The sequence below is a fragment of the Streptomyces sp. cg35 genome (assembly GCF_050410835.1).
Classification (GTDB): Bacteria; Actinomycetota; Actinomycetes; order Streptomycetales; family Streptomycetaceae; genus Streptomyces.
The window spans coordinates 6,313,094-6,335,686 of record NZ_CP191268.1 but is presented as its reverse complement, the minus strand read 5'-3'; the positions used below and the strand labels follow the sequence as shown (position 1 = coordinate 6,335,686).

The 22,593-nt window shown below is 71.9% G+C and carries 21 protein-coding genes; 11 read left to right on the top strand and 10 right to left on the bottom strand.

Annotation, left to right across the window (positions count from 1 at the left end):
- Window positions 1-70: 70 nt before the first annotated feature.
- The 4 genes from ACQUQD_RS28920 to ACQUQD_RS28905 all read right to left on the bottom strand — a co-directional run bounded on the left by ACQUQD_RS28920 (window position 71) and on the right by ACQUQD_RS28905 (window position 5,000).
- A complete protein-coding gene (locus ACQUQD_RS28920; protein WP_428955076.1) occupies window positions 71-1,291 on the bottom strand; it encodes an MFS transporter in 1,221 nt (406 codons plus the stop codon).
- Between the two features lie 127 nt (window positions 1,292-1,418).
- On the bottom strand, window positions 1,419-2,438 hold the full coding sequence (locus tag ACQUQD_RS28915) for an endonuclease/exonuclease/phosphatase family protein (RefSeq protein ID WP_428955075.1): 1,020 nt from the start codon (window positions 2,436-2,438) through the stop codon (window positions 1,419-1,421).
- 197 nt (window positions 2,439-2,635) lie between these two features.
- Window positions 2,636-3,313 carry a TetR/AcrR family transcriptional regulator gene (locus ACQUQD_RS28910; protein ID WP_428955074.1) on the bottom strand — a complete coding sequence of 226 codons (678 nt, stop codon included), beginning with the start codon at window positions 3,311-3,313 and terminating at the stop codon, window positions 2,636-2,638.
- A 91-nt stretch (window positions 3,314-3,404) separates the two neighbouring features.
- Window positions 3,405-5,000: an MFS transporter gene (locus ACQUQD_RS28905; RefSeq protein WP_428955073.1), complete on the bottom strand. Its 1,596-nt coding sequence runs from the start codon at window positions 4,998-5,000 to the stop codon at window positions 3,405-3,407.
- Between the two features lie 178 nt (window positions 5,001-5,178).
- Between ACQUQD_RS28905 and panB the strand changes: the two genes are divergently transcribed.
- The 3 genes from panB (at window position 5,179) to ACQUQD_RS28890 (ending at window position 8,119) form a co-directional block, all read left to right on the top strand.
- Window positions 5,179-6,051, top strand: a complete 873-nt coding sequence (panB, locus tag ACQUQD_RS28900) for a 3-methyl-2-oxobutanoate hydroxymethyltransferase (RefSeq protein WP_428955072.1) — start codon at window positions 5,179-5,181, stop codon at window positions 6,049-6,051.
- 197 nt (window positions 6,052-6,248) lie between these two features.
- Window positions 6,249-7,280, top strand: coding sequence for an ATP-binding cassette domain-containing protein (locus tag ACQUQD_RS28895; protein ID WP_428955071.1), 1,032 nt, complete (start codon window positions 6,249-6,251; stop codon window positions 7,278-7,280).
- Complete coding sequence (locus ACQUQD_RS28890; protein WP_428955070.1) at window positions 7,277-8,119, top strand: ABC transporter permease; 843 nt, start codon at window positions 7,277-7,279, stop codon at window positions 8,117-8,119. Before ACQUQD_RS28895 ends, ACQUQD_RS28890 begins: the two co-directional genes overlap by 4 nt.
- 30 nt (window positions 8,120-8,149) lie before the next feature.
- On the opposite strand, the gene ACQUQD_RS28885 is transcribed toward ACQUQD_RS28890, so the two are convergent.
- Window positions 8,150-11,452: an AfsR/SARP family transcriptional regulator gene (locus ACQUQD_RS28885; RefSeq protein WP_428955069.1), complete on the bottom strand. Its 3,303-nt coding sequence runs from the start codon at window positions 11,450-11,452 to the stop codon at window positions 8,150-8,152.
- A gap of 158 nt (window positions 11,453-11,610) precedes the next feature.
- Here ACQUQD_RS28885 and ACQUQD_RS28880 point away from each other — a divergent pair, with 158 nt between their 5' ends.
- Window positions 11,611-12,414 carry a site-2 protease family protein gene (locus ACQUQD_RS28880; protein WP_428955068.1) on the top strand — a complete coding sequence of 268 codons (804 nt, stop codon included), beginning with the start codon at window positions 11,611-11,613 and terminating at the stop codon, window positions 12,412-12,414.
- On the opposite strand, the gene ACQUQD_RS28875 is transcribed toward ACQUQD_RS28880, so the two are convergent.
- From ACQUQD_RS28875 to ACQUQD_RS28865, 3 genes are all read right to left on the bottom strand, one after another.
- Window positions 12,401-12,595 (bottom strand): hypothetical protein, encoded by a 195-nt coding sequence (locus ACQUQD_RS28875; RefSeq protein WP_428955067.1) that lies wholly within the window; start codon window positions 12,593-12,595, stop codon window positions 12,401-12,403. The two genes, ACQUQD_RS28880 and ACQUQD_RS28875, sit on opposite strands and share 14 nt — an antisense overlap.
- Window positions 12,596-12,703: 108 nt before the next feature.
- Window positions 12,704-13,408 (bottom strand): NADPH-dependent F420 reductase, encoded by a 705-nt coding sequence (gene npdG / locus ACQUQD_RS28870; protein WP_428955066.1) that lies wholly within the window; start codon window positions 13,406-13,408, stop codon window positions 12,704-12,706.
- A 13-nt stretch (window positions 13,409-13,421) separates the two neighbouring features.
- On the bottom strand, window positions 13,422-14,543 hold the full coding sequence (locus ACQUQD_RS28865; protein WP_428955065.1) for a sialidase family protein: 1,122 nt from the start codon (window positions 14,541-14,543) through the stop codon (window positions 13,422-13,424).
- 152 nt (window positions 14,544-14,695) lie between these two features.
- Between ACQUQD_RS28865 and ACQUQD_RS28860 the strand changes: the two genes are divergently transcribed.
- Window positions 14,696-15,307, top strand: a complete 612-nt coding sequence (locus ACQUQD_RS28860; protein ID WP_428955064.1) for a hypothetical protein — start codon at window positions 14,696-14,698, stop codon at window positions 15,305-15,307.
- 20 nt (window positions 15,308-15,327) lie between these two features.
- Here the strand turns inward: ACQUQD_RS28860 and ACQUQD_RS28855 are convergent, their stop codons facing one another.
- Window positions 15,328-15,561, bottom strand: a complete 234-nt coding sequence (locus ACQUQD_RS28855; protein ID WP_428955063.1) for a hypothetical protein — start codon at window positions 15,559-15,561, stop codon at window positions 15,328-15,330.
- A 58-nt stretch (window positions 15,562-15,619) separates the two neighbouring features.
- On the opposite strand from ACQUQD_RS28855, the gene map reads away from it, so the two are divergent.
- Both map and ACQUQD_RS28845 read left to right on the top strand, forming a co-directional pair.
- Window positions 15,620-16,504, top strand: coding sequence for a type I methionyl aminopeptidase (gene map / locus ACQUQD_RS28850; RefSeq protein WP_428955062.1), 885 nt, complete (start codon window positions 15,620-15,622; stop codon window positions 16,502-16,504).
- 191 nt (window positions 16,505-16,695) lie between these two features.
- Window positions 16,696-17,346: a heme oxygenase (biliverdin-producing) gene (locus tag ACQUQD_RS28845; protein ID WP_428955061.1), complete on the top strand. Its 651-nt coding sequence runs from the start codon at window positions 16,696-16,698 to the stop codon at window positions 17,344-17,346.
- Between the two features lie 58 nt (window positions 17,347-17,404).
- On the opposite strand, the gene ACQUQD_RS28840 is transcribed toward ACQUQD_RS28845, so the two are convergent.
- Window positions 17,405-18,070 (bottom strand): PhzF family phenazine biosynthesis protein, encoded by a 666-nt coding sequence (locus ACQUQD_RS28840; protein ID WP_428957680.1) that lies wholly within the window; start codon window positions 18,068-18,070, stop codon window positions 17,405-17,407.
- 209 nt (window positions 18,071-18,279) lie between these two features.
- On the opposite strand from ACQUQD_RS28840, the gene efeO reads away from it, so the two are divergent.
- From efeO to ACQUQD_RS28820, 4 genes are read left to right on the top strand one after another with little or no spacing between them, the layout of a single operon-like run.
- Window positions 18,280-19,419: an iron uptake system protein EfeO gene (gene efeO / locus ACQUQD_RS28835; protein WP_428955060.1), complete on the top strand. Its 1,140-nt coding sequence runs from the start codon at window positions 18,280-18,282 to the stop codon at window positions 19,417-19,419.
- A 43-nt stretch (window positions 19,420-19,462) separates the two neighbouring features.
- The gene (gene efeB / locus ACQUQD_RS28830) at window positions 19,463-20,716 is read left to right on the top strand and encodes an iron uptake transporter deferrochelatase/peroxidase subunit (protein ID WP_428955059.1); all 1,254 of its coding nucleotides are present in this window, start codon (window positions 19,463-19,465) and stop codon (window positions 20,714-20,716) included.
- 3 nt (window positions 20,717-20,719) lie between these two features.
- A complete protein-coding gene (gene efeU, locus ACQUQD_RS28825) occupies window positions 20,720-21,565 on the top strand; it encodes an iron uptake transporter permease EfeU (protein ID WP_428955058.1) in 846 nt (281 codons plus the stop codon).
- Window positions 21,566-21,602: 37 nt separating this feature from the next.
- Window positions 21,603-22,586 carry a hypothetical protein gene (locus ACQUQD_RS28820; RefSeq protein ID WP_428955057.1) on the top strand — a complete coding sequence of 328 codons (984 nt, stop codon included), beginning with the start codon at window positions 21,603-21,605 and terminating at the stop codon, window positions 22,584-22,586.
- Window positions 22,587-22,593: the final 7 nt, after the last annotated feature.

Sequence of the window (22,593 nt, the reverse complement as noted above, 5' to 3'; positions counted from 1 at the left end):
CCCGGCCCTGTTGCGCCGGGGCCGGGCGGGCCGCCCGGCCCCGGCACGGGACCTTCCCGGCGCAGGCTCGCTACTGCCGGGCCGGCTCCGTCTCGCTCGGGACGTGCGTGGCGACGAGGCGTCCCGGGCCGGAGGCCGTCGTGCCGCGGCGCCGGTCCACGCCGTACGCGAGCGCGGCCACGCCGAGACCGAGGACGGCCAGGGCCGCGCCGGTCACGGCCGGGGACGTCACGCCGAAGCCGGCGGCGAGGGCGAGGCCGCCGATCCAGGCGCCGCCGGCGTTGGCCAGGTTGAACGCTCCCTGGTTCGCGGACGAGGCCAGCGACGGGGCGGCGGACGCCTTCTCCATCACCATCAGCTGCAGTGGCGAGCCGGTCGTGAACGCCGCCGTCCCGAGCAGCAGCACGGCGAGCGCCGCGCTCCACTCCGCGCGCATCAGCAGCGGGAAGAGGGCGAGGACCACGCCCAGCGACGTCAGGCCGCCGAACAGGGTGCCGCGCAGTGAGTGGTCGGCGAGGCGGCCGCCGAGCAGGTTGCCGATGGTGGCGCCCACGCCGAACAGGGCGAGCAGCAGCGTCACGCTGCCCTCGGCGAACCCGGCGGCGTCGGTGAGCATCGGGGTGATGTAGCTGTAGGCCGAGAAGAGGGCACCGAACCCGGCGACGGTCGTACCGAGCGCGAGCCACACCGGCACCGAGCCGAGCGCCCGGAGCTCGCTGCGGACGCCCACGGCCGAGCCGTGTCCGTGGTCGGCGGGGACGAGTGCCGCGAGGGACGCGATCGCGGCGAGGCCGATCGCACTGACGGCGAGGAACGTGGCGCGCCAGCCGAGGTGCTGCCCCATGGCGGTGGCGACGGGCACGCCGACGATGTTGGCGACGGTCAGGCCGAGGAACATCAGCGACACGGAGCGGGCCTTGCGCTCGGGCGCCACCAGGGAGGTGGCGACGACGGCGCCGACGCCGAAGAAGGCGCCATGCGGCAGACCGCTGACGAAGCGGGCGGCCATCAGCCAGTGGTAGTCGGGGGCCACGGCCGACACCGCGTTGCCCACGACGAAGAGCACCATCAGGCCGATCAGGACCCGGCGGCGCGGCTTGCGCGCGGTGGCCGCGGCGAGCAGCGGGGCGCCGATGACGACGCCGAGCGCGTACGCGGAGACGAGGTGTCCGGCGGTGGGGATCGAGATGTGCAGGTCGTCCGCGACGTCGGGCAGCAGGCCCATCATCACGAACTCGGTCGTGCCGATGCCGAAGGCGCCCACGGCGAGGGCGAGCAGGGCGAGGGGCATGAAGGATCGTCCAAAGAAAGTGGGTGCAGGAGAGCGAGGCGCGTACGTAAGTTTACGTACGGAACAAAGCCTCCCGCACCCAGTGTTCCGGGAGGTCACATCCTCGTGAACTCCGGGGAGACAGTCGTCACAGGGACACGCGGGCCGCGATCGGCAGATGGTCGCTGCCGGTCTCGGGCAGCGACCACGACGACACCGGCTCCACGCCCCTGACCATGATCTGGTCGATGCGCGCCATCGGGAACGCGGCCGGCCAGCTGAAGCCGAAGCCGCTGCCCGCGGCGCCCTGGGTGGAGCGCATCTGGGACGTGACGGCGTTCAGGGCGCGGTCGTTCATGGTGCCGTTGAGGTCGCCGAGCAGGACGACCTTGCCGAGCGGTTCGTCGGCGATGGCCTCGCCCAGCGCGTTCGCGCTCTTGTCGCGCTGGCTGGCGGTGAACCCGGAGTCGAGCTTCACGCGCACCGAGGGCATGTGCGCCACGTAGACGGCGACGTTGCCCTCGGGCGTCGCGACGGTGGAGCGCATGGCCCGGGTCCAGCCCAGCTTGATGTCGACGGACCGGGTGTTCGAGAGCGGGTACTTGCTCCACAGTCCGACGGTGCCCTGGACCGAGTGGTACGGGTAGGCGCTCGCGAGCGCCTTCTCGTAGGTCGGCAGCGCCTCGGTCGTCAGCTCCTCCAGGGCGAGGACCTGTGCGCCGGACGCGGCGACGTCCTTGGCGGTGCCGGTGGGGTCGGGGTTGTCGGCGTTCACGTTGTGGGTGGCGACGGTCAGGTCGCCGCCGCCGCTCTGCTTGTCGGTGAGCAGCCCGCCGAAGACGTTGAGCCAGACGATGGCCGGGACCAGCACCGCGACCAGGGCGGTCGCCGACTTCCGGACGAGGGCGAGGACCAGCAGCACCGGGATGAACACACCCAGCCACGGCAGGAACGTCTCGGTCAGGGAGCCGAGGTTGCCGATGGTGTTGGGGATCTGCGCGTGCAGCAGCATGACGAGCGCGAGCAGCACCGCGAGAACCGCGAGAACGATGCCGCGGCGCCACAGCCCGCGGTCGTGCCGGAGCCTGCGGCCCAGGCGCCGGATCCGGGGACCCGGTCCGGACTGCCCGGATCCGTCGCCGTCTCCACTGCTGTACGCCTGCGCCATACCGTCGTCGCCTCAACTCTGCCGTGCCCGCCGTCCTCGCCCGAAAACACTAGGCGATGATCAGCGGCTTTCCGTCCCGTCAGGGCCCGCGGTCCGGCGGATCCCTGACGTCCGTACGGCCACGAGGACGTGCGGGGCGGCGTCCGGAGTTCCGGACCGGGCACTTTGACGGGTGTCCTGTGACGAAACGCGCACATTCACCCGTCGGCCGCGGGCCGCAGTCCGCTGAGCGCGAGGTCGACGATCCGGGCGGCGAGATCGTCGTCGAGGGGCGTGTCGGTGCGCAGGATGCTGCGCAGCAGCATGGGTCCGGTGACGAGGTCGCCGGCGAGCTCGATGTCGGTGCCGGCGGGCAGTTCCCCGTCGGCGACGCCGCGCCGCAGCACGTCGTGCATGACGCGCCGGCGCGGGTCGATGACGATCTCGTGGTACGCGTCCCAGAGCTTGGGCAGGGTCTTCATCTGGGCGAAGACGTTGTGCAGCAGCACCGATCTGCGCATGCTCAGGCCGCGTCGGCGCAGGTGCTCCAGCAGGCAGACCAGGTCGTCGCGCATGGACGTGCCGGGCAGTTCCGGGTCCGGGGCCTCGATGCAGCGCAGGACGTCGACGAACAGTTCCTCCTTGCCGCTCCAGCGCCGGTAGATGGTGGCCTTGCCGACGCCGGCGGTACGGGCGATCCGCTCGATGGACAGCTCCGCAAGCGGGACGCCGTCCTCCAGGAGCTTGACGACGCCCTCGACGATGGCCTGCTCCACCGCCTCACTGCGGGGACGGCCCCGGGCGGGGGTCCCGCAAGCGGGCGGCGACGCCGGTGCGCCCGGGCCCGCGTGCCGTCGCGCCTGCCGCTCGACCCGTTCCGTGCCCACGCCTTCCACCTTCCGCCACAGCCCCGGAACCCGGCGGTCCGCCAGGTTCCGGGGCGATTGTCTCAGCGCCGTGCGGCTGTCCGTCCGTCCGGTGCGCGGGTCAGCGGCCCGCGCCGATCTTCTCCGGCTCGCCCGGCCGGCCGGCGGGCGCGGCCGGGGTCCTGCCCGGCAGGAACAGGGCCGTGACGACGGCGCTGGCCAGGGCGACGGCCGCGCCCCACAGGGCGGTGACGTGCATGGCGTGCAGGAACGAGTCGTTGGCCGCGCCGACCAGCCCCTGGGCCCGCGGCCCGAGCTTCTCGGCGACACCGAGCGTGGCCTCGATGGAGGCGCCCGCGGTGTCGCGCAGACCGGCCGGGAGCAGCCCGAGCTTGTCCTCGATGCCGTTGCGGTAGGCGGTGGAGAGCACGGAGCCGAGGACGGCGATGCCGAGCGCGCCGCCGACCTGCCGGAACGTGTTGCTGAGCGCGGACGCCGAACCGGCCTTCTCGCGCGGCAGCGCCTGCATGATCACGACGCTGGTCGGGGTCATGACGTGCGCCATGCCGGTGCCCATGAGGAAGAAGATGACTTCCAGGAGCCAGATCGGGGTGTCCGCGTCGAGCGCGGTGAAGGCGGCCAGCATGCCCGCGAGCAGCACGAGTCCGCCGGTGGTCGTGGCCCGTACGCCGATCTTCTCGACGACGATGCGGGCGCGCGGCGCGAAGATCAGCTGGGCCACGGCGAGCGGCAGCATCAGGGCGCCGGTCTGCAGCGGCGAGTACCCGCGCACGCTCTGCGTGTAGAAGACGGAGAAGAACGTGACACCCATCAGCGCGAAGAAGACCAGCGCGATGGCGGCGATGGCGGCCGAGAACACCTTGTTCTTGAAGTAGTCGATGTCGATCGACGGGTGGTCGCTGCGCTTCTCGTGGACGACGAACCCGACGAGGACGACGAGTCCCGCGATGATGGTGGACAGGACCTGCGGGCTGGTGAAGTCGCCCTCGTCGCCGCCCTTGATGATCCCGTAGACCAGCAGCACGAGTCCGACGACGGACAGGACCACACCGACGAGGTCGATCCGGCCCGGCTTCGGGTCCTTGGAGTCGGGCACGAGCGCGAGCATCAGCACGACGGCGAGGATCACGATCGGCACGTTGACCAGGAAGACCGAGCCCCACCAGAAGTGGTCGAGGAGCAGGCCGCCGGTGATCGGGCCGATCGCGATGGCGAGACCGACGCCGCCCGCCCAGATGCCGATGGCCTTGGGCTGCTCCTCGCGCTCGAAGACGTTCATGAGCACGGCGAGCGTGGCCGGCATGACGAAGGCGGCGCCGAGGCCCATCACCGCGCGGAACGCGATGAGCTGGACCGGCGAGCCGGACTCGGCGGCGAGCGCGGATCCGATGCCGAAGACGACGAGGCCCCCGATGAGGACCTTCTTGCGGCCGATGCGGTCGCCGAGCAGGCCGGCGGTGAACAGCAGGCCCGCGAAGACGAGGGTGTAGGCGTTGATCGCCCACTCGAGCTCGCTCTGGGTGGCGCCGAGACCGGTGGGTGCGGGCGTCGAGATCGTCTTGATCGCGACGTTCAGGATGGAGTTGTCGAGGACGACGATCAGCAGGCTCAGCATGAGGACGCCGAGGATCGCCCAGCGACGGCGATGCACGGCCTCCGGTATCCGGGGGCCCGCGGGGACGGCAGGACTGGTCATGGGACGACCCTAGCCCCATTTCGATACGGGACCGTCTCGTATTGAAAGTCGAGGACAAACCCTTACTCGGGCTTTACGCAGCGGGGGGCCTGGCGCGGGAGCGGCACGCGGTGCCACCATGGAGACGATCCGGGGACGCCGTCAGGGCGCCTCGAGACGAAGTGAAGGAGCCGTTGCGATGACGCAACTTCAGGCTGCCCAGACGCCGGCCACCGACAGCAGCAACCCCAAGGCGCTGTACGGAGGCAAGGGCACCCGCCGCATCACCGTCCGCGACATCGGCCTCGCCAAGGAGCGGGGCGAGAAGTGGCCGATGCTGACCGCCTACGACGCGATGACGGCCTCGGTCTTCGACGAGTCCGGCATCCCCGTGATGCTGGTCGGCGACTCGGCGGGCAACTGCCACCTGGGCTACGACACCACGGTCCCGGTCACCCTGGACCAGCTCACCATGCTCTCGGCCGCGGTCGTCCGCGGTACCAGCCGCGCGCTGATCGTCGGCGACCTGCCCTTCGGCTCGTACCAGGAGGGTCCGGTGCAGGCGCTGCGCTCGGCGATGCAGCTGGTGAAGGAGGCGGGCGTCGGCGCGGTCAAGCTGGAGGGCGGCGAGCGCTCCCACGAGCAGATCAAGCTGCTCGTGGACTCCGGCATCCCGGTCATGGCCCACATCGGCCTGACCCCGCAGTCCGTCAACACCCAGGGCTACCGGGTGCAGGGGCGCGGCGAGGAGGCGGCGCAGCAGCTGCTGCGCGACGCGAAGGCGGTCCAGGACGCGGGGGCGTTCGCCGTCGTCCTGGAGCTGGTACCGGCGGAGCTGGCCGCCGAGGTCACCCGCGTCCTGCACATCCCGACGGTCGGCATCGGCGCGGGCCCGGACACGGACGCGCAGGTCCTGGTCTGGACGGACGCGCTCGGGCTGACCGGCGGCAAGATGCCGCGGTTCGTCAAGCAGTACGCGAATCTGCGTTCTGTCATGTCCGACGCGGCGAAGGCGTTTGCGGAGGACGTGATCGGCGGAACGTTCCCTCTGGAGGAGCACTCCGTCCACTGAGTCCGGCACCTGCCCCCATCGAGCCATAGCGGCACCAACGCGGCCCGTCGATCTTCCCCCGTCGACGGGCCGCGGCCGTTCCCGGGTGCGGTACCGACAGTCGCCGACTTACCGATAGATCGGCGACAGGTCATCGACAGAGCGTTTGTCGGCGATCTGTCGGTGAGTTGTCGGTGGCGGCTGGCACCTTGTTCGTCATGACGCGAATCGACAAGACCCCCGACAACAGCATGGACGGCCGCCCGGTGGCCGTGTCCGTGCGGGGACTGGTCAAGCACTACGGCGAGACCAAGGCCCTGGACGGCGTGGACCTGGATGTGCACGAGGGCACCGTCATGGGTGTCCTCGGTCCGAACGGCGCCGGCAAGACCACCCTCGTGCGCTGCCTGTCCACCCTGATCACCCCCGACGCCGGCACGGCGATCGTGGCCGGCTACGACGCGGTGAAGCAGCCGCGCCAGCTGCGCCGCGTGATAGGCCTCACCGGCCAGTACGCCTCGGTCGACGAGAAGCTCTCCGGCCGCGAGAACCTGTACATGATCGGGCGGCTGCTCGACCTGTCCGGCAAGGAGTCGCGGGCCCGCGCCGACGCCCTGCTCGAGCGGTTCTCGCTCACCGATGCCGCGACCCGGGCCGCGAAGACGTACTCCGGCGGCATGCGCCGGCGCCTCGACCTCGCGGCGTCGATGATCGGCCGCCCGCACGTCCTCTACCTGGACGAGCCGACGACCGGCCTCGACCCCCGGACCCGTAACGAGGTGTGGGACGAGGTCAAGCGGATGGTGCGGGACGGCGTGACCGTGCTGCTCACCACCCAGTACATGGAGGAGGCCGAGCAGCTCGCCTCCGAGCTGACCGTGATCGACCGCGGCCAGGTCATCGCGGGCGGCGGCATCGAGGAGCTCAAGGCGAAGGTCGGCGGCCGCACCCTGCGCATCCGCCCGGCCGACCCGCTGGAGCTGCGCCCGCTGGCGAGCGCCCTCGACGACATGGGTCTGACCGGCCTCGCCACCTCCACCGTCGACCCCGAGTCCGGCACCGTCCTCGTGCCGATCCTCAGCGACGAACAGCTCACCGCCGTCGTCGGCGCGGTCACCGCGCGCGGCATCACGATCGGCTCCATCACCACCGAACTGCCCAGCCTGGACGAGGTGTTCCTGTCCATCACCGGCCAGAAGGCCAGTGCCCCGCAGGACGCCCGCCCCGAACTCGAGGAGGCCGCCGTATGAGTGCCACCACCCTCACGTCACCGGCCTCCACCATCCACGTGGACGCCGATCCCCGCATCGGACTGCGCGGCCACCTGCGCCACACCGGCGCGCTCTTCCGCCGCAACCTGCTGTGGATCAAGCAGGACCCGGAGTCGATGTTCGACGCCGTGCTGATGCCGGTCGTCTTCACGCTGCTGTTCGTGTACGTCTTCGGCGGCTCGATCGGCCAGGCCCTCGGCGGCGGCCAGGACGCGTACGTGCAGTACGTCATCCCCGGCATGGTCGCGATGATGAGCATGAACATCGCGCAGGGCGTCGGCACCGGCTTCAACGAGGACTTCAACAAGGGCATCATGGACCGCTTCCGGTCCCTGCCCATCGGACGGGCCTCCGTCCTGATCGCCAAGATCTCGGTGGAGCTGCTCCGCCTGCTGGTGGCCACCACGGTCCTGATGATCGTCGCGGTCCTCGTGGGCTTCGACATCAACGGCCGCTGGGGAGGCTTGTTCGCCTCGGTCGGGCTCGCCGCACTGTTCGGTTCCGCCATCATGTGGATCTTCCTGGTCCTCGGTGTGACCATGAAGAACGCCCAGTCCGTACAGGCGATGGGCTTCCTGGTGATGATGCCGCTGCAGTTCGGCTCGTCCATCTTCGCGCCGCCGCAGTCGATGCCGGGCTGGCTGCAGAACTTCACCGAGTACAACCCGATGTCCGGCCTCGCGGACGCGGCCCGCGGCCTGATGGTGGGCGGCCAGTACCCGGTCGCCCACGGCCTGTGGGTGACGCTCGCCTGGACCGTGGGACTGACCGTGGTCATGGCGCCGGTCGCGATCCGCAAGTTCACGAAGAAGAGCTGACGCCCGGTACGGGTTCCCAGCCGGTCCGCGTCACAGCAGGGCGGTGGCCTCCTCCAGGGAGAGGCCGCCGCCCTCGGCGTGTTCCCGCTCGTACGCCGCGTCGCCGAGCACCGCGCGCACGGCCGCCTCCGCCTTCTCGCGCCACTCGCGTTCCATGATGCCGCGCACGTGCTGCGGGGGCAGTGACGCGTCGGAGGAGCCGATCAGCCGCGCGGCCAGCACGGCGTCGCCGTCCGCGGCGCGCAGCACGAGCCCCTGGGCCGCGGTGAGCAGGTGCAGCGCCGTCAGATGCGGCATGATCAGCGCGGCCAGCGGGTCGGAGGCCACTTCGAGCGCCTCCCGCGCGCGGGCCAGGGCGGACTCGCCGTCCCCGTCGACGGCGTCGAGGATGCCTTCCATGCCGACGGCCATGCCGTTGAAGAACATGATGTCCGTGACGTTGAACTCCGCGCGCAGCTGCGCGAGATGCTCCCGCGCCTCGGCGGTGCGGCCGGTGGCGGCGAGGCGGCCGACGAGGAACATCCGGGCGGCGGGCCGGGCCTCGTTCGTGTGCCGGCGGGACGTGTCGAGGGTCTCGCGCAGCAGCCGCTCGCCCTTCTCGCCCTCGCCCTGCTCGACGAACACCTGGCCGAGCCGGATCTGCAGGATCGCGGCCTGGGCGTGGGCGCCCATGCTCTCGGCGACCTCACGGGCACGCCGGTAGTCCGCCCCGGCCTCCGCGAACCGGCCGAGCTTCTCGTGGGCCTCACCGCGCGCGGACAGCGCCTCGGCGACGCCCCATTCGTCGCCGAGCCGGGTGAACACGTCGATGGCCTCGTCGGCGTCGAGCACGCCCTGGGCGGCCGTCGTGCCGGTGTTGGCCAGGAGGTTGGCGCGCAGCTGGAGGACGAGCGCCAGCTCCCACTCGTAGCCGAGTGCGCGGCAGGTGCGCACGGTGATGTCGGTGAGCTCGCGCAGCCGCGTCATGTCGCCGGTCATCAGGACCGCGAAGTACCAGATGTTGCCGGGCGGCCGGCAGGCCTGCGGCAGGTCGGGGCGGTAGGTGTCGACGATGGCGCGCAGCCGGGCCTGCCCCTCCGCGGACCGCCAGCGGTCCATCTCCATGTCCATGTAGCCGAGGCGGCACAGGTGGACCTGGCGGCGGGCCTCCTCGAGGAGGTCGCCGGTGAGCGGCGGCGGAGTGTCGGTGCAGCTCTGCAGCAGCGGCGGCGCCGGGCGCACGGGGCCGGCGAACGGGTCGGGGCCGAGCAGCGCCGTGGTCTCCAGGGTCCAGGTACGGGCGTCGGGGCGCAGGTCCCGCATCTGCCAGAACCAGGACAGCGACAGCACGAGGCTGATCGCCTCCTGCTCGTCGCGGGCGGCGAGGGCGTGCCGCAGGGCGGTGCGCACGTTCTCGTAGTCGCGCTCGATCCGGGCGATGGCCGCGCGCTGCCCGGAGCCGCGCAGCAACGGGTCGGTGGTGCGGACGAGTTCGCGGAAGTACGTGAGGTGGGCGCGCTCGGCGGCGGCCCGGTCGCCGCTCTCGTCGAGCCGGTCGCCCGCGTACTCGGCGACGGTCTCCAGGAGCCGGTAGCGCATGGCCCCTTCGTCGCCGTCGTCGGGCGCGGCGACGACCAGCGACTTGTCGACGAGGGAGCCGAGCAGGTCCAGGGCGTCCGGTCCGCACACGGCCTCGGCGGCGGCCAGGTCGCAGCCGCCGCTGAAGGCGGAGAGCCGGGCGAGGGCGGCGCGCTCGGAGGCGTCGAGCAGCTCCCAGGACCAGTCGACGACGGCGCGCAGGGTCTGCTGGCGGGGCAGCGCGGTGCGGGCGCCGGAGGTGAGCAGCCGGAACCGGTCGTCGAGGCGGTCCGCGATCTGGCGCGGGGTGAGCATCCGCAGCCGGGCGGCGGCCAGTTCGATGGCCAGCGGCAGGCCGTCGAGGCGGCGGCAGATCTCGGCGGCGGCCGCCGCGGTCTCCTCGTCCCGGTCGGTGCGGAACCCGGGCCGCACGGCGGCGCCCCGCTCGCCGAACAGGCGCAGCGCGTACGGCTCCGGCAGCGGCTCCACCGGGTACAGCAGCTCCCCCGGCACGCCGAGGGGTTCGCGGCTGGTGGCGAGCACGGTGACGCCGGGGCAGTGGGCCAGGAGGTGCTCGGTGAGGGCGGCGGCGGCCCCGATGACGTGCTCGCAGTTGTCGAGGACGATCAGCATCCGGCGGTCGGCGCAGTGTCCGACGAGGCGGACGAGCGGATCGTCGCCCTGCCGTTCGCCGGCCACGCGCAGCTCCTCGGCGCCGGCGCCGCGCAGTACCGTCTCGCGCGCCCCGAGCGCGCTGACGACGGCCTCCGGCACGGCGTCCGGGTCGCTCACGGGCGCGAGCTCGGCCAGCCACACCCCGTCCGGGGCGGCGTCGGCCAGGCCCTCGGCGGCCTCCTGCGACAGGCGGGTCTTGCCCGCGCCGCCGGGGCCGAGCAGCGTCACGAGCCGTACGCGTGCGAGCTCGGCCCGGATCGCGTCGATGTCGCTGCCGCGGCCCACGAAGGAGGTGAGGCGGGCGCGGAGGTTGCCGACGCGGGGCTCGGGCGGGGCCGGGGCCGCGGGGGCCGGCGACGGGACGGCCGGAGCCGCGGGTGTCAGCAACTCCGCGTGGAGGGAGCGGAGTTCGGGACCGGGGTCGGTGCCGAGCCGGTCCGCGAGGGCGACGCGGATGTCCTCGTACGCGGCCAGCGCCTCGGCGGAACGGCCGGTGTCGCGCAGCGCCCGCAGCCGCAGCGCCTGGAGCGGCTCGTCCAGCGGGTGGGCGTCGCACAGGGCGGTCAGCTCCGCCAGCGCCTCCTCGGCCAGGCCGAGCGCGAGCCGGGCGGCGAGCCGGGTGCGACGCGCGTCCAGGTGGCGGGTGTCCCAGCGGGCGGCGTCGGCGGCGCGGTCGGGCAGGTCGGCGAGGGCGGGCCCGCGCCACAGGGCGAGGGCGTCGTCGAGCAGGTCGGCGGCTTTGGCGGGGTTGCCGTCGGCGAAGGCGCGGGCGCCGTCGGCGGTCAGCCGCTCGAAGCGGAACAGGTCGACGGCGTCGGCCGTCGCCATGAGCCGGTACCCGCCGTCGGCCGAGGCGATCGCGTCGGGGCCCAGGGCCCGGCGCAGCCGCCCGACGAGGGCCTGCAGGGCGCCCGGCGCGTCGGCGGGCGGCTCGACGCCCCACACCTCGTCGACGAGGACGCCCGCGGGCACGGCCCGGCCGGGGCGCAGCGCGAGCACGGTGAGCAGGGCGCGCAGCCGCGCCCCGCCGACGGGGACGGCCGTGCCGTCGTCGTGGAGTGCCTGGGTGGTGCCGAGGATGCGGTAGCGCACGGGCCCCATTGTCCCCGCTGTCCCGGGCAGGGGACGCCCAGGCGGGCACGTACACCGGAACACCGCCTGCGGGCTCGCGGAACTCCCGCCGTACCGCGACACGTTCCCCGCGCAGGGCGGGTACGTTCAGTGACGCCACAGACCAGCGACCCCGGGAGCTCCACCCCATGACCACCGCCACATCCCGTCGCGGCGAGAGCCGGATCAGCCCCGTCTTCCTCGGCATCGTCGCGGTCACGGCCGTGACCGGCTGGGCGGTGTGGACGGACTTCGCCTCGCAGCCGGGCGTCGCCGTGTTCCTGTTCGTGACGGGGGCGTGGATCGTCTCGCTGTGCCTGCACGAGTACGCGCACGCGCGCACGGCCCTGCACAGCGGCGACATCTCGATCGGCGCGAAGGGCTATCTGACCCTGAACCCGCTGAAGTACACGCACGCGCTGCTCAGCATCGTGCTGCCGGTGCTCTTCGTGATCATGGGCGGTATCGGTCTGCCCGGTGGCGCGGTCTTCATCGAGCGGGGCCGGATCCGGGGCCGCTGGAAGCACAGCCTGATCTCGGCGGCGGGCCCGCTGACCAATGTGCTGTTCGCGATCGTCTGCACGGCCCCGTTCTGGCTGGACGCGCTGGACGGCGTGCCGGACACGTTCCGCTACGCGCTCGGGTTCCTGGCGCTGCTCCAGGTGACGGCCGCGATCCTGAACTTCCTGCCGGTGCCGGGCCTGGACGGGTACGGCGTGATCGAGCCGTGGCTGTCCTACAAGATCAAGCGGCAGGTCGAGCCGTTCGCGCCGTTCGGTCTGCTCGCCGTGTTCGCCGTGCTGTGGATCCCCGAGGTCAACGGGTGGTTCTTCGACGCGGTCGACGCGGTGCTGCGCTCGCTGGGCGTCACCGAGTGGGACACGTACTGGGGGCAGCGCTTCTACCGGTTCTGGCAGGGCACCCCGGAGATCCCGACCTTCACGCAGTCTTAGTGGGGGCCGCGCTCTCCCTCTCGGCCCTGGCCTTGCGCACGTAGAACCACGTCATGTTCGACGTGATGCCCGCGATCAGGACCCAGACCACGCCGAGGAAGCTGCCCTGGACGAAGGACACCACCGCGGCCGCGACGGCGAGGACGCAGACGACGAGGGCGAAGAGTGCGATGCGGGGCATGGGGTCGGCTCCAATACGGCACGGCTCGGTGTTCGCCGACCAGTGTCCCCCATGCCCCGCTGACGCATGAAGGCGCCCTGAACGTACGGAAAGCGTAAGGAATCGGCGTTATACGTCCGTTACGCGCAGGCCCGCGTGTGCCTTGTAGCGGCGGTTGGTGGAGATGAGGTTCGCGACCAGGGACTCCACCTGGTGGGCGTTCCTGAGGCGGCCCGCGAAGACGCCGCGCATACCGGGGATGCGGGCGGCCAGCGCCTGGACCTGGTCGGTGTCGGCGCGGGACTCGCCCAGCACCATCACGTCCGTGTCGATCTCGTCGATCTCCGGGTCGGCGAGCAGCACGGCCGACAGGTGGTGGAAGGCGGCCGTGACGCGGGAGTCCGGCAGCAGGGCGGCGGCCTGCTCGGCGGCGCTGCCCTCCTCGGGCTTCAGCGCGTACGCGCCCTTCTTGTCGAAGCCGAGCGGGTTGACGCAGTCGACGACGAGCTTGCCGGCGAGGTCCTCGCGCAGCGCCTCCAGGGTCGCGCCGTGCCCGTCCCAGGGCACGGCGACGATCACGATGTCGCTGCGCCGCGCGCACTCGGCGTTGTCGGCGCCCTCGACGCCCTGGCCCAGCTCGTCGGCGGCGGCCCGGGCGCGCTCGGCGGCACGGGAGCCGATGATCACCTTCTGGCCGGCCCGGGCGAACCGGTAGGCGAGGCCCTTGCCCTGCGGTCCGGTGCCGCCGAGCACGCCGACGACGAGCCCGGACACGTCGGGCAGGTCCCAGGGGTCCTTGGCCGGGGCCTTCTGGGTGCTTTCAGTAGAGGTCATGCAGCGACCTTACTCAGCCGTACGAGCCGGTGAGCGCCGTCACCGGGATCCTCCGGAAGGTGATCGTCTCGTACGCGGAGAAGTTCCCGGTCTCGTAGAGCAGGCCGACGGTGGCGTCGTCGACGCGGACGAGGTCGGAGTAGGCGGCGGGCAGGCCGTCGACGGGGTGGGCGGGGCTCCAGGTGACGCCGCCGTCGAGGCTGCGGCGGATCGTCATCAGGGCGCGGAAGCCCGGGTCCGCGGGCCCGGAGAAGAGCAGCACGTCGGGGTCGCCGAGGTGCAGCAGGCTGCCCTGGACCACCGGGCCGGTCAGGCCCGCCTGCGGCCGGAACGGTCTTTCCAGCCGCTCGCCGCCGTCGAGGGAGTGGGCGTCGGCGCGGTTGCCGGGGGCCGGGGAGTCGTTGCGGGTGTTGAAGTAGATCCTGCCGTCGGGGAGTTGGGCGGCGGTGGTCTCGTTGGGGTTGAGGTAGCCGTCGGCCTCGCCCGCGCCTTCGTCGACGTAGCCGATGCGCCAGGTCGCGCCGTCGTCGTCGCTGAGCAGGCTGTGGCCGCCGTTGTACTTGCCCTCGGTGCCGTTGTCGGTGCCGGTGGGCGGGGACGAGTGGTTGGCGGGCACGACGACGCGGCCCTCGCGGGTGAGCAGGGCGTGCCCGGGGGTGGTGGCGTACCAGCGCCAGGCCGGCTTCTTCGTCGCGGCGGTGATCTCCCGGCCCGCGGCCCAGGTCAGTCCCGTGTCGTCGCTGTGGGTGATCCAGACGCGGCGCCCGTCGGCGGCGGTGACCCGGCCGCGGCGGACGGCGTCCTCGGTGGCGGCGGCCGCGTTGCGGACGTGCACGAGCAGGACGCGTCCGGAGGCGAGCGCGACGGGGGCCGGATTGCCCGCCAGGTCGCGTCCGTTGGCGACGACGACCTGGAGGGGGCCCCAGGTGCGGCCGCCGTCCGGGGAGCGGCGCAGCACGAGGTCGATGTCGCCGAAGTCCTCGCGGGAGGCCCTTCGGCCCTCGCAGAACGCGAGGAGCGTGCCGTCGTGCGCCCGCACGACGGCGGGGATACGGAAGCTGGCGTAGCCGTCCTGTCCGGCGCGGAACGGCACGGAGGTCTCTGGCGGCTCGGGTCGCACTCCTGTGTCGGGCATACGCTCCATGGTTCCCACCGAAGCCAACTCCGGGTGAACTCCGGGCAGCCGGCCGCCCGTTCGGCCGCCACCGCGCCGCGGGGCGACCCGTACGGGCGGTCTTCGCGCGAACCGTCCGAACGCGGGGGCCGCTTGAGGCACCATGCCACCCCATGGACGCCGTACGAGTAGCTCTGTTGCGCGAGGTCCTCGCCGGGACCGAGTGGCCCGCCGCCACCCGTCGCTTCGCCGGGGCGCTGCGCTCCTCGGTGGCCGCGCACGGCGGCGGGCTGCTGCTGGTGGGGTCGGCGCAGTACGAGCCGTGGCATCTGGCGGCGCACTTGGTGGACGAGGCGGCCTGGTCGGGGACGCCCGAGCTGGCGCCGACCCTGGTGCGGCACGCGGCGCGGCCCGACGATCCGGCTCATCTGTCGGTCGGGCTCGGCCGGCTGGCGGCGGCGCGGCGCGGCGAGACGCTGCTGGTGGTGACGCCGGACGCGGTGGGCGCGCCGCTCCTGGAGCGGGTGCACGACGCCCGCCGGGCCGGCGCGACGGTCCTCGCGCTCGATGCCGGGCCCGCGGGCAACGGTGATCTGCACGCCATGGCGCACGACGGGCTGACCGTGCCGGGCGACACCGACCTCGACCTCGACACGGTGCAGCACCTGGTCAGCGCGGCGGCCGGGGAGAACTCGGTGCCGGCCCCGCGCAGCCGCCGCGCCTTCCGGGACCGCCTCTCCCGCCTGGCGGACCATCTGACGGCGCCGCCGCCGGCCCGCTGGTGAGAGCGGGCCCGGCAGCGGGTTCAGCCGTCGTCGTCCTCGCCCCGCGCCGCGGCGTCGTGCCAGCGCGGGTCGTTCTCCCACTTGAGATTCTTCTCCCGGGCGGTGGCCATCGCGTGCTCCGCCTCCTCGCGGGACGTGTAGGGCCCGAACCGGTCCTTGGCGGGACACTCGGGTCCCTCCTCGACCTTCTGGTGCTCCAGGCAGTAGTACCACTCGCCCGGCTTTCCGACGGTCCGCTTCTTGAACAGGGCCACAGCCGACTCCTCTCGTCAGGGCCATGGTCCCCCACGGCGCCTCGTTACACTCGCTGGCATGTCTGGCCAGTCGACGCAGTCGTCACCCACCGTCCTCGTACCGGGGGAACTGTCCCCCACCCGTTCCGTGCCCGGGAACATCCGGCGCCCCGAGTACGTCGGCAAGCCCGCGCCGACGCCGTACAAGGGTCCGGAGGTCCAGACCCCGGAGACGGTCGAGGCGATGCGGGTGGCGGGCCGGATCGCCGCGCGGGCGATGGCCGAGGCCGCGAAGGCGATCGCGCCGGGCGTCACCACCGACGAGCTGGACCGCATCGCGCACGAGTACATGTGCGACCACGGCGCCTACCCCTCCACGCTCGGCTACCGCGGCTTCCCCAAGTCGCTGTGCACGAGCGTCAACGAGGTCATCTGCCACGGCATCCCGGACTCCACGGTGCTGCGCGACGGCGACATCATCAACCTGGACGTGACGGCGTACATCGGCGGCGTGCACGGGGACAACAACGCGACGTATCTGGTGGGCGACCCCGAGAACGTGGACGAGGAGTCGCGGCTGCTGGTGGAGCGGACCCGCGAGTCGCTGAACCGCGCGATCAAGGCCGTCAAGCCGGGCCGCCAGATCAACATCATCGGCCGCGTCATCGAGTCGTACGCCAAGCGCTTCGGGTACGGCGTCGTGCGGGACTTCACCGGGCACGGCATCAACTCGTCGTTCCACAGCGGCCTGATCATCCCGCACTACGACAGCCCGCACGCGACGACCGTGATCCAGCCCGGCATGACGTTCACGATCGAGCCGATGCTGACGCTCGGCACCCACGACTACGACATGTGGGACGACGGCTGGACCGTCGTCACCAAGGACCGCAAGCGGACGGCTCAGTTCGAGCACACGCTGGTGGTCACGGACACGGGCACGGAGATCCTGACCCTGCCGTAGCCCCGCCGCGCACCACCGCACCGCGCGAGCCCGCCCTCTTCCGGGGCGGGCTCTTCGCGTTCTGCCGTCCCACGTTCCGTCCGGCGTTCCCCCGATCGGGAAAAACCGGGTACGTTTTTACCGACAGGATGTCGGGAAGCCTGCTATCTTAGGTAAGGCTAACCTACCTAGACACCGCCGGCGGAGGCCCCATGGACACCTCGTTCTCCACTTTGATCCGCACCGCCTCGCACGAGCAGCACACGGAGGCGGAGACGTCGACGTTCATGAGCGACCTGCTCGGCGGCGGTCTCGGCGTGGACGCCTACGCGCGGTACACGGAGCAACTGTGGTTCGTCTACAAGGCACTTGAAGGCGGCATAGAGCGGCTGGCGGACGACCCGGTCGCGGGCCCCTTCATCCAGGCCGAGCTGCTGCGCGTGCCCGAGCTGGAGCGCGACCTGGCGCACCTGCGGGGACCGGACTGGCGCGAGAAGGCGTCGGCGCTCGCGGCGACGGCGGCGTACGCGGCGCGGGTCGAGGAGTGCGCGGCGTCCTGGCCGGCCGGTTACGTGGCCCACCACTACACGCGCTACCTGGGCGACCTGTCGGGCGGGCAGATCATCCGCGACAAGGCGGAGCGGACGTGGGGCTTCGCGCGCAAGGGTGACGGGGTGCGGTTCTACGTGTTCGAGCAGGTCGGGAATCCGGCGGCGTTCAAGCGGCGGTATCGCGAGCTGCTCGACGCCATCGCCGTGGACGAGCTGGAGAAGCAGCGGGTCGTCGCCGAGTGCAAGGCCGCTTTCGCTTTGAACACGGGGGTGTTCCGGGCGTTGGGTGAGGAGTTTTCCGCGGCCGCGTAGCGCGTACCGTCACGGGGCTCCGTCCCTGGCCCCGCTCCTCAATCGCCGGAGGGGCTGATCATGCGGTCCGGCTCGACGGTGCCGGTGTCAGTCGCACGCGGCCGCCCACCTCGATCAAGCCCTCCGGCTGTGGTGCCGTCAGGATCTGGGAGCCCTTGCCCTGCCTGATGTTCAGCGCCCGCTCCAGCTGTCCCGTGAGCAGCAGCGCCGCCGCGCCGGTCGCCTCGTCCTCCGTGATGCCGTCGTCCCGGCCGGGGAAGGCGCGGGCCCTGACCCGGCCCGCGGCCTCGTCCTCCCAGGCCCAGGCGTAGATCCACTCCCCCGTCGGCGGCACCGGCAGCGCGTCCACCTCGGCCGCCGAGCCGTACTGGCGCAGGGTGCGCGGCGGGGCCCACTCGGGGCGCGCCTCGATCCAGCTGAACTCGCCGTCGAGGCGGGCCCCGACGACGCCCGCGGGCACGACCAGCTCGGGCACGTCGAGCAGCCAGGCGGTGCCGACACAGGGGTGCCCGGCGAAGGGGAGGCGCAGGGTCGGCGTGTAGATGTCGATGACGCCGCGCTCGGGGTCGTCGACGAACACCGTCTCGCTGAAGCCCAACTTGCCCGCGAAGGCCTGCCGTTCCTCCCGGCCGGGCACACGGGAGCCGTCCCGTACGACCCCGAGCTCGTTGCCGTGACGGCCGTCGGGCCCGCAGAAGACATTCAGTACGTCGTAGTCGTTCACGTCCCTCACAGGGGCAGTGAACCACGCGACGGCCGCCGCTTGACCAGCCTTTGACCATTCCCTGGGTCGCCCGAGGGTCGCTTGTATCCGGGCCGCGACCAGCGGGTTCGTATGAGAGGTGAATCACGGAACAGGCGGGTAGCACTAAGGCAAGCCTCATATAAGTTAGGCCCGCCTTAGCAGAAGCTGTGCACTTCCTTGGAGCCCGCATGCGAGCCGTCCGTCTCTCCGTCGCCACCGCCGTCGCCACGGTGGCGGCCCTGACCGCCGTCACGGGCTGCACCGAGAAGAGCGACGCCAAGGGCGGCTCCGGCGCCATCAAGGTGACCGCCACCGACGACAGCTGCAAGGTGTCGAAGACCGAGTTCCCCTCCGGGCACGTCGAGCTGGCCGTCGAGAACAAGGGCTCGCGGGTGACCGAGGTCGAGATCCTCTTCCCCGACGACCGCATCGTCTCCGAGCGCGAGAACATCGGTCCGGGCACCAAGCACACCCTGACCGCCGAGGTGAAGAGCGGCGACTACCAGATCGCCTGCATCCCCGGCATGAAGGGCAAGGGCCACCGCCAGGACGTCAAGGTCACCGGCGGCAAGGCCGCCAAGCGCGACCCCCGCCTGGACAAGGCCGTCGCCGCCTACCGCCAGTACGCGCAGGAGCAGGCCGACGAGACGCTGCCGAAGGCGAAGACCTTCACCGACGCCGTCCGCGCCGGCGACCTGGACGCCGCCAAGAAGGCGTACGCCCCCTCGCGCATCGGCTGGGAGCGCACCGAGCCGGTCGCCGAGTCGTTCGGCGACATCGACCCGAAGACGGACACCCGCGCCGACGGCCTCGAAGAGGGCCAGAAGTGGACCGGCTGGCACCGCCTGGAGAAGGCGCTGTGGCAGGACAAGAAGATCGGCGCCGAGGAGAAGTCGCTCGCCACGCAGCTCGACAAGGACCTCGCGGACTGGCAGCAGCGCGTCGGCAAGGCCGAGATCACCCCGACCTCGATGGCCAACGGCGCCAAGGAGCTGCTCGACGAGGTCGCCACCGGCAAGGTCACCGGCGAGGAGGAGCGCTACTCGCACACCGACCTCGTCGACTTCAAGGCCAATGTCGAGGGCGCCGAGAAGGCCTACGAGCTGCTGAAGCCGGTCGCCGCGGAGAACGACGCGGCGCTGACCAAGGAGCTCGACAAGCAGTTCGCGGCGCTCGACACGCTGCTCGACAAGTACCGCGAGGACAAGACCTCCTACGACTTCACCTCCTACGACAAGGTCGGCAAGGCGGACCAGAAGGAGCTGTCCGACGCCGTCAACGCGCTCGCGGAGCCGCTGTCGAAGCTCGCTGCCGCGGTCGTCAAGTAGCCGATACGTGCACGCAGAACCAGCGACCACGGAGGACCCCGTCATGACGGACAACTCCCCTGCCCCGTCCCGGCGTTCGCTGCTCGCGGTCGGCGGCGCCGGGCTCGCGCTCGGTGCCGCGGCGGCGGGCGGCGCCGTCGCGCTGACCCGATCCGACGGCGACGACATGCAGCCGGCCGCCGAGTCGGGCGGCGCGGTGCCGTTCCACGGCGCGCACCAGGCCGGTATCGCGACGGCGGTGCAGGACCGGCTGCACTTCGCCGCGTTCGACGTGAAGACGGACGACCGCGAGGAGTTCGTGCAGCTCCTCAAGGACTGGACGAAGGCCGCCGCCCTGATGACCGAGGGGCGCACGGTCGGCGAGGGCGCGTACGGCGGGCTCGCCGAGGCACCGCCGGACGACACCGGCGAGGCGCTCGGCCTCAAGCCGTCCCGGCTCACCCTGACGATCGGCTTCGGGCCCTCGCTGTTCGAGACGTACGGGAAGAAGTTCGGGATCGCCGGCCGCCGGCCCGAGGCGCTGGTGGAGCTGCCGAGGTTCCCCGGCGACAACCTCGACAAGGCGCGCAGCGGCGGCGACCTGTGCGTGCAGGCCTGCGCGGACGACCCGCAGGTCGCCGTGCACGCGATCCGCAATCTGGCCCGGATCGGCTTCGGCAAGGTCGCCATCCGCTGGTCGCAGCTCGGCTTCGGCAAGACGTCGTCGACGACGCCGGACGCGCAGACCCCTCGTAACCTGATGGGCTTCAAGGACGGCACCCGCAACATCGCGGGCACGGAGACGAAGCGGCTCGACGAGCACGTGTGGGTGTCCGGCTCGGACTGGATGGACGGCGGCTCGTATCTCGTCGCCCGGCGGATCCGGATGAACATCGAGACCTGGGACCGTACGTCGCTGCAGGAGCAGGAGGACGTGTTCGGCCGGGACAAGGGCGAGGGCGCCCCGGTCGGCAGGGCGAAGGAGCGCGACGAGCCGTTCCTGAAGGCCATGAAGCCGGACGCGCACGTGCGGCTCGCGCACCCCGACTCCAATCACGGCGCGACGATCCTGCGCCGCGGCTACTCGTTCACCGACGGCACGGACGGCCTGGGCCGCCTGGACGCCGGGCTGTTCTTCCTCGCGTACCAGAAGGACGTGCGCACGGGGTTCATCCCGGTGCAGCGGAGCCTGTCGCGGAGCGACGCGCTCAACGAGTACATCCAGCACGTCGGTTCGGCGGTGTTCGCGGTGCCGCCGGGGGTGCGGGACGGCAAGGACTGGTGGGGCCGCGGGCTCTTCGAGCGGAAGGCGAGCTGAGCGATGTTCGCGAACTATCTGATCGGTCTGCGCGAGGGTCTGGAGGCGAGCCTGATCGTCTGCATCCTCATCGCGTACCTGGTGAAGACGGACCGCAGGGACGCCCTGAAGCCGGTGTGGCTGGGGGTCGGGGTCGCCGTGTTCGTGGCGCTGGCGTTCGGCGCGGGCCTGGAGTTCGGCTCGCAGGAGATGACGTTCAAGGCGCAGGAGGCGCTCGGCGGCTCGCTGTCGATCATCGCGGTGGGCCTGGTGACGTGGATGGTGTTCTGGATGCGGCGCACCGCCCGGCACCTGAAGTCGGAGCTGCACGGGAAGCTGGACAGCGCGCTGCGGATGGGCACGGCGGCGCTGGTCCTCACCGCCTTCCTGGCGGTGGGCCGGGAGGGTCTCGAGACGTCCCTCTTCGTCTGGACGGCGGTGCACGCCACCAGCAACGGCACCACGGAGCCGGTGATCGGCGCGCTGCTCGGCCTGGCCACGGCGGTCGTCCTCGGCTGGCTGTTCTACCGGGGCGCCCTGCGCATCAACCTGGCGAAGTTCTTCACGTGGACCGGCGCCATGCTGGTCGTCGTGGCCGCGGGTGTCCTCGCGTACGGCTTCCACGACCTGCAGGAGGCCGACTTCGTCGGCGGCCTGAACGACCTGGCGTTCGACATCAGCGGCACGATCGCCCCCGACGGCTGGCTGGGCACGCTCCTGAAGGGCGTCCTCAACTTCCAGCCCGACCCGACGGTGCTCCAAGTCGTCGTCTGGTGCGTGTACTTGGTGCCGACGCTGGCGCTGTTCTTCGCCCCGCCCGGGCTGCTGTCCCGCAGGGGCGAGGCACTGGGTGCTTCTTCTTCCCGGTAGGGTTCGGCCCCGGGAAGGGGAAGGTGAGGTCAACGTCATGAGCGAGGTCAGGAACAGGCTCGGCAGACCCGCCGCGGCGGCGGCAGCGACGGTCGTGCTGTCCCTCGCGGCGAGCGGCTGCGTGACCGTGCACGGGGAGCTCGAGGTCGTGCCCACGACCACGAAGGCGCAGGCCGCACGCGCCCTGGACACCTTCGTGACCGCGTACAACAAGGCGGACAAGACGTACGACCGGGCGGCCGACGCGCGGTACGTCACCGGGGCGCTGGCCGCGATCGACGGGGCCAAGCTGAAGGCGGGCCGCGCGGTGAGCCCGCAGGGCAACCCGAAGCACGCGCCGCTGAAGCTCACCGACACGAACTTCACGGTCCCGAAGAAGGCCGGCTGGCCGCGCTGGTTCGTCACCGACTCCGCCAACAGCCGGGTCGCCAACTCCCGCTGGGTGATGGTCTTCACCCGCGACGACGTCGACGAGCCGTGGGCGGTCTCGTATCTGACGCTGTTCCGGGGCGACACGCTCCCCGCGTTCAAGAAGGACGCCGACGGCTGGGGCGAGGCCGTCGCCGCCGACGACAAGGGGCTCGCGATGCCGCCGGGCGAGGTGAGCGACAAGTACACCGGGTACCTGAAGGACGGCGGCGACGGGTTCGCGCAGGGGCCGTACACCTCGCAGTGGCGCGAGTCCCGCAAGAAGAGCACCCGGCCCGGCCTCGCCACGCAGTTCGTCGACGAGCCGCTCACGTCCGGGGACTACGCGCCCGTCGCGCTGCGCACCGAGGACGGCGGGGCGCTCGTCTTCTTCACGACGCGGCGCTACGAGAAGCAGACCGCGTCGCCGGGCAGCGATCTGCCCACGATCAGCCCGGGCGTGAAGGCGCTGATGTCGGGGGACGCGAAGCAGTCGGCGACGTACGGGTACGTGTCGAACCAGACGGCCCTCGACCCGGCGAAGGGCTCGGCCGGGGACGGGGTGCAGGTGCTGAACCGGGTCGAGGGGATCACCACGGCCGAGGGGTCGTGACCGTCAC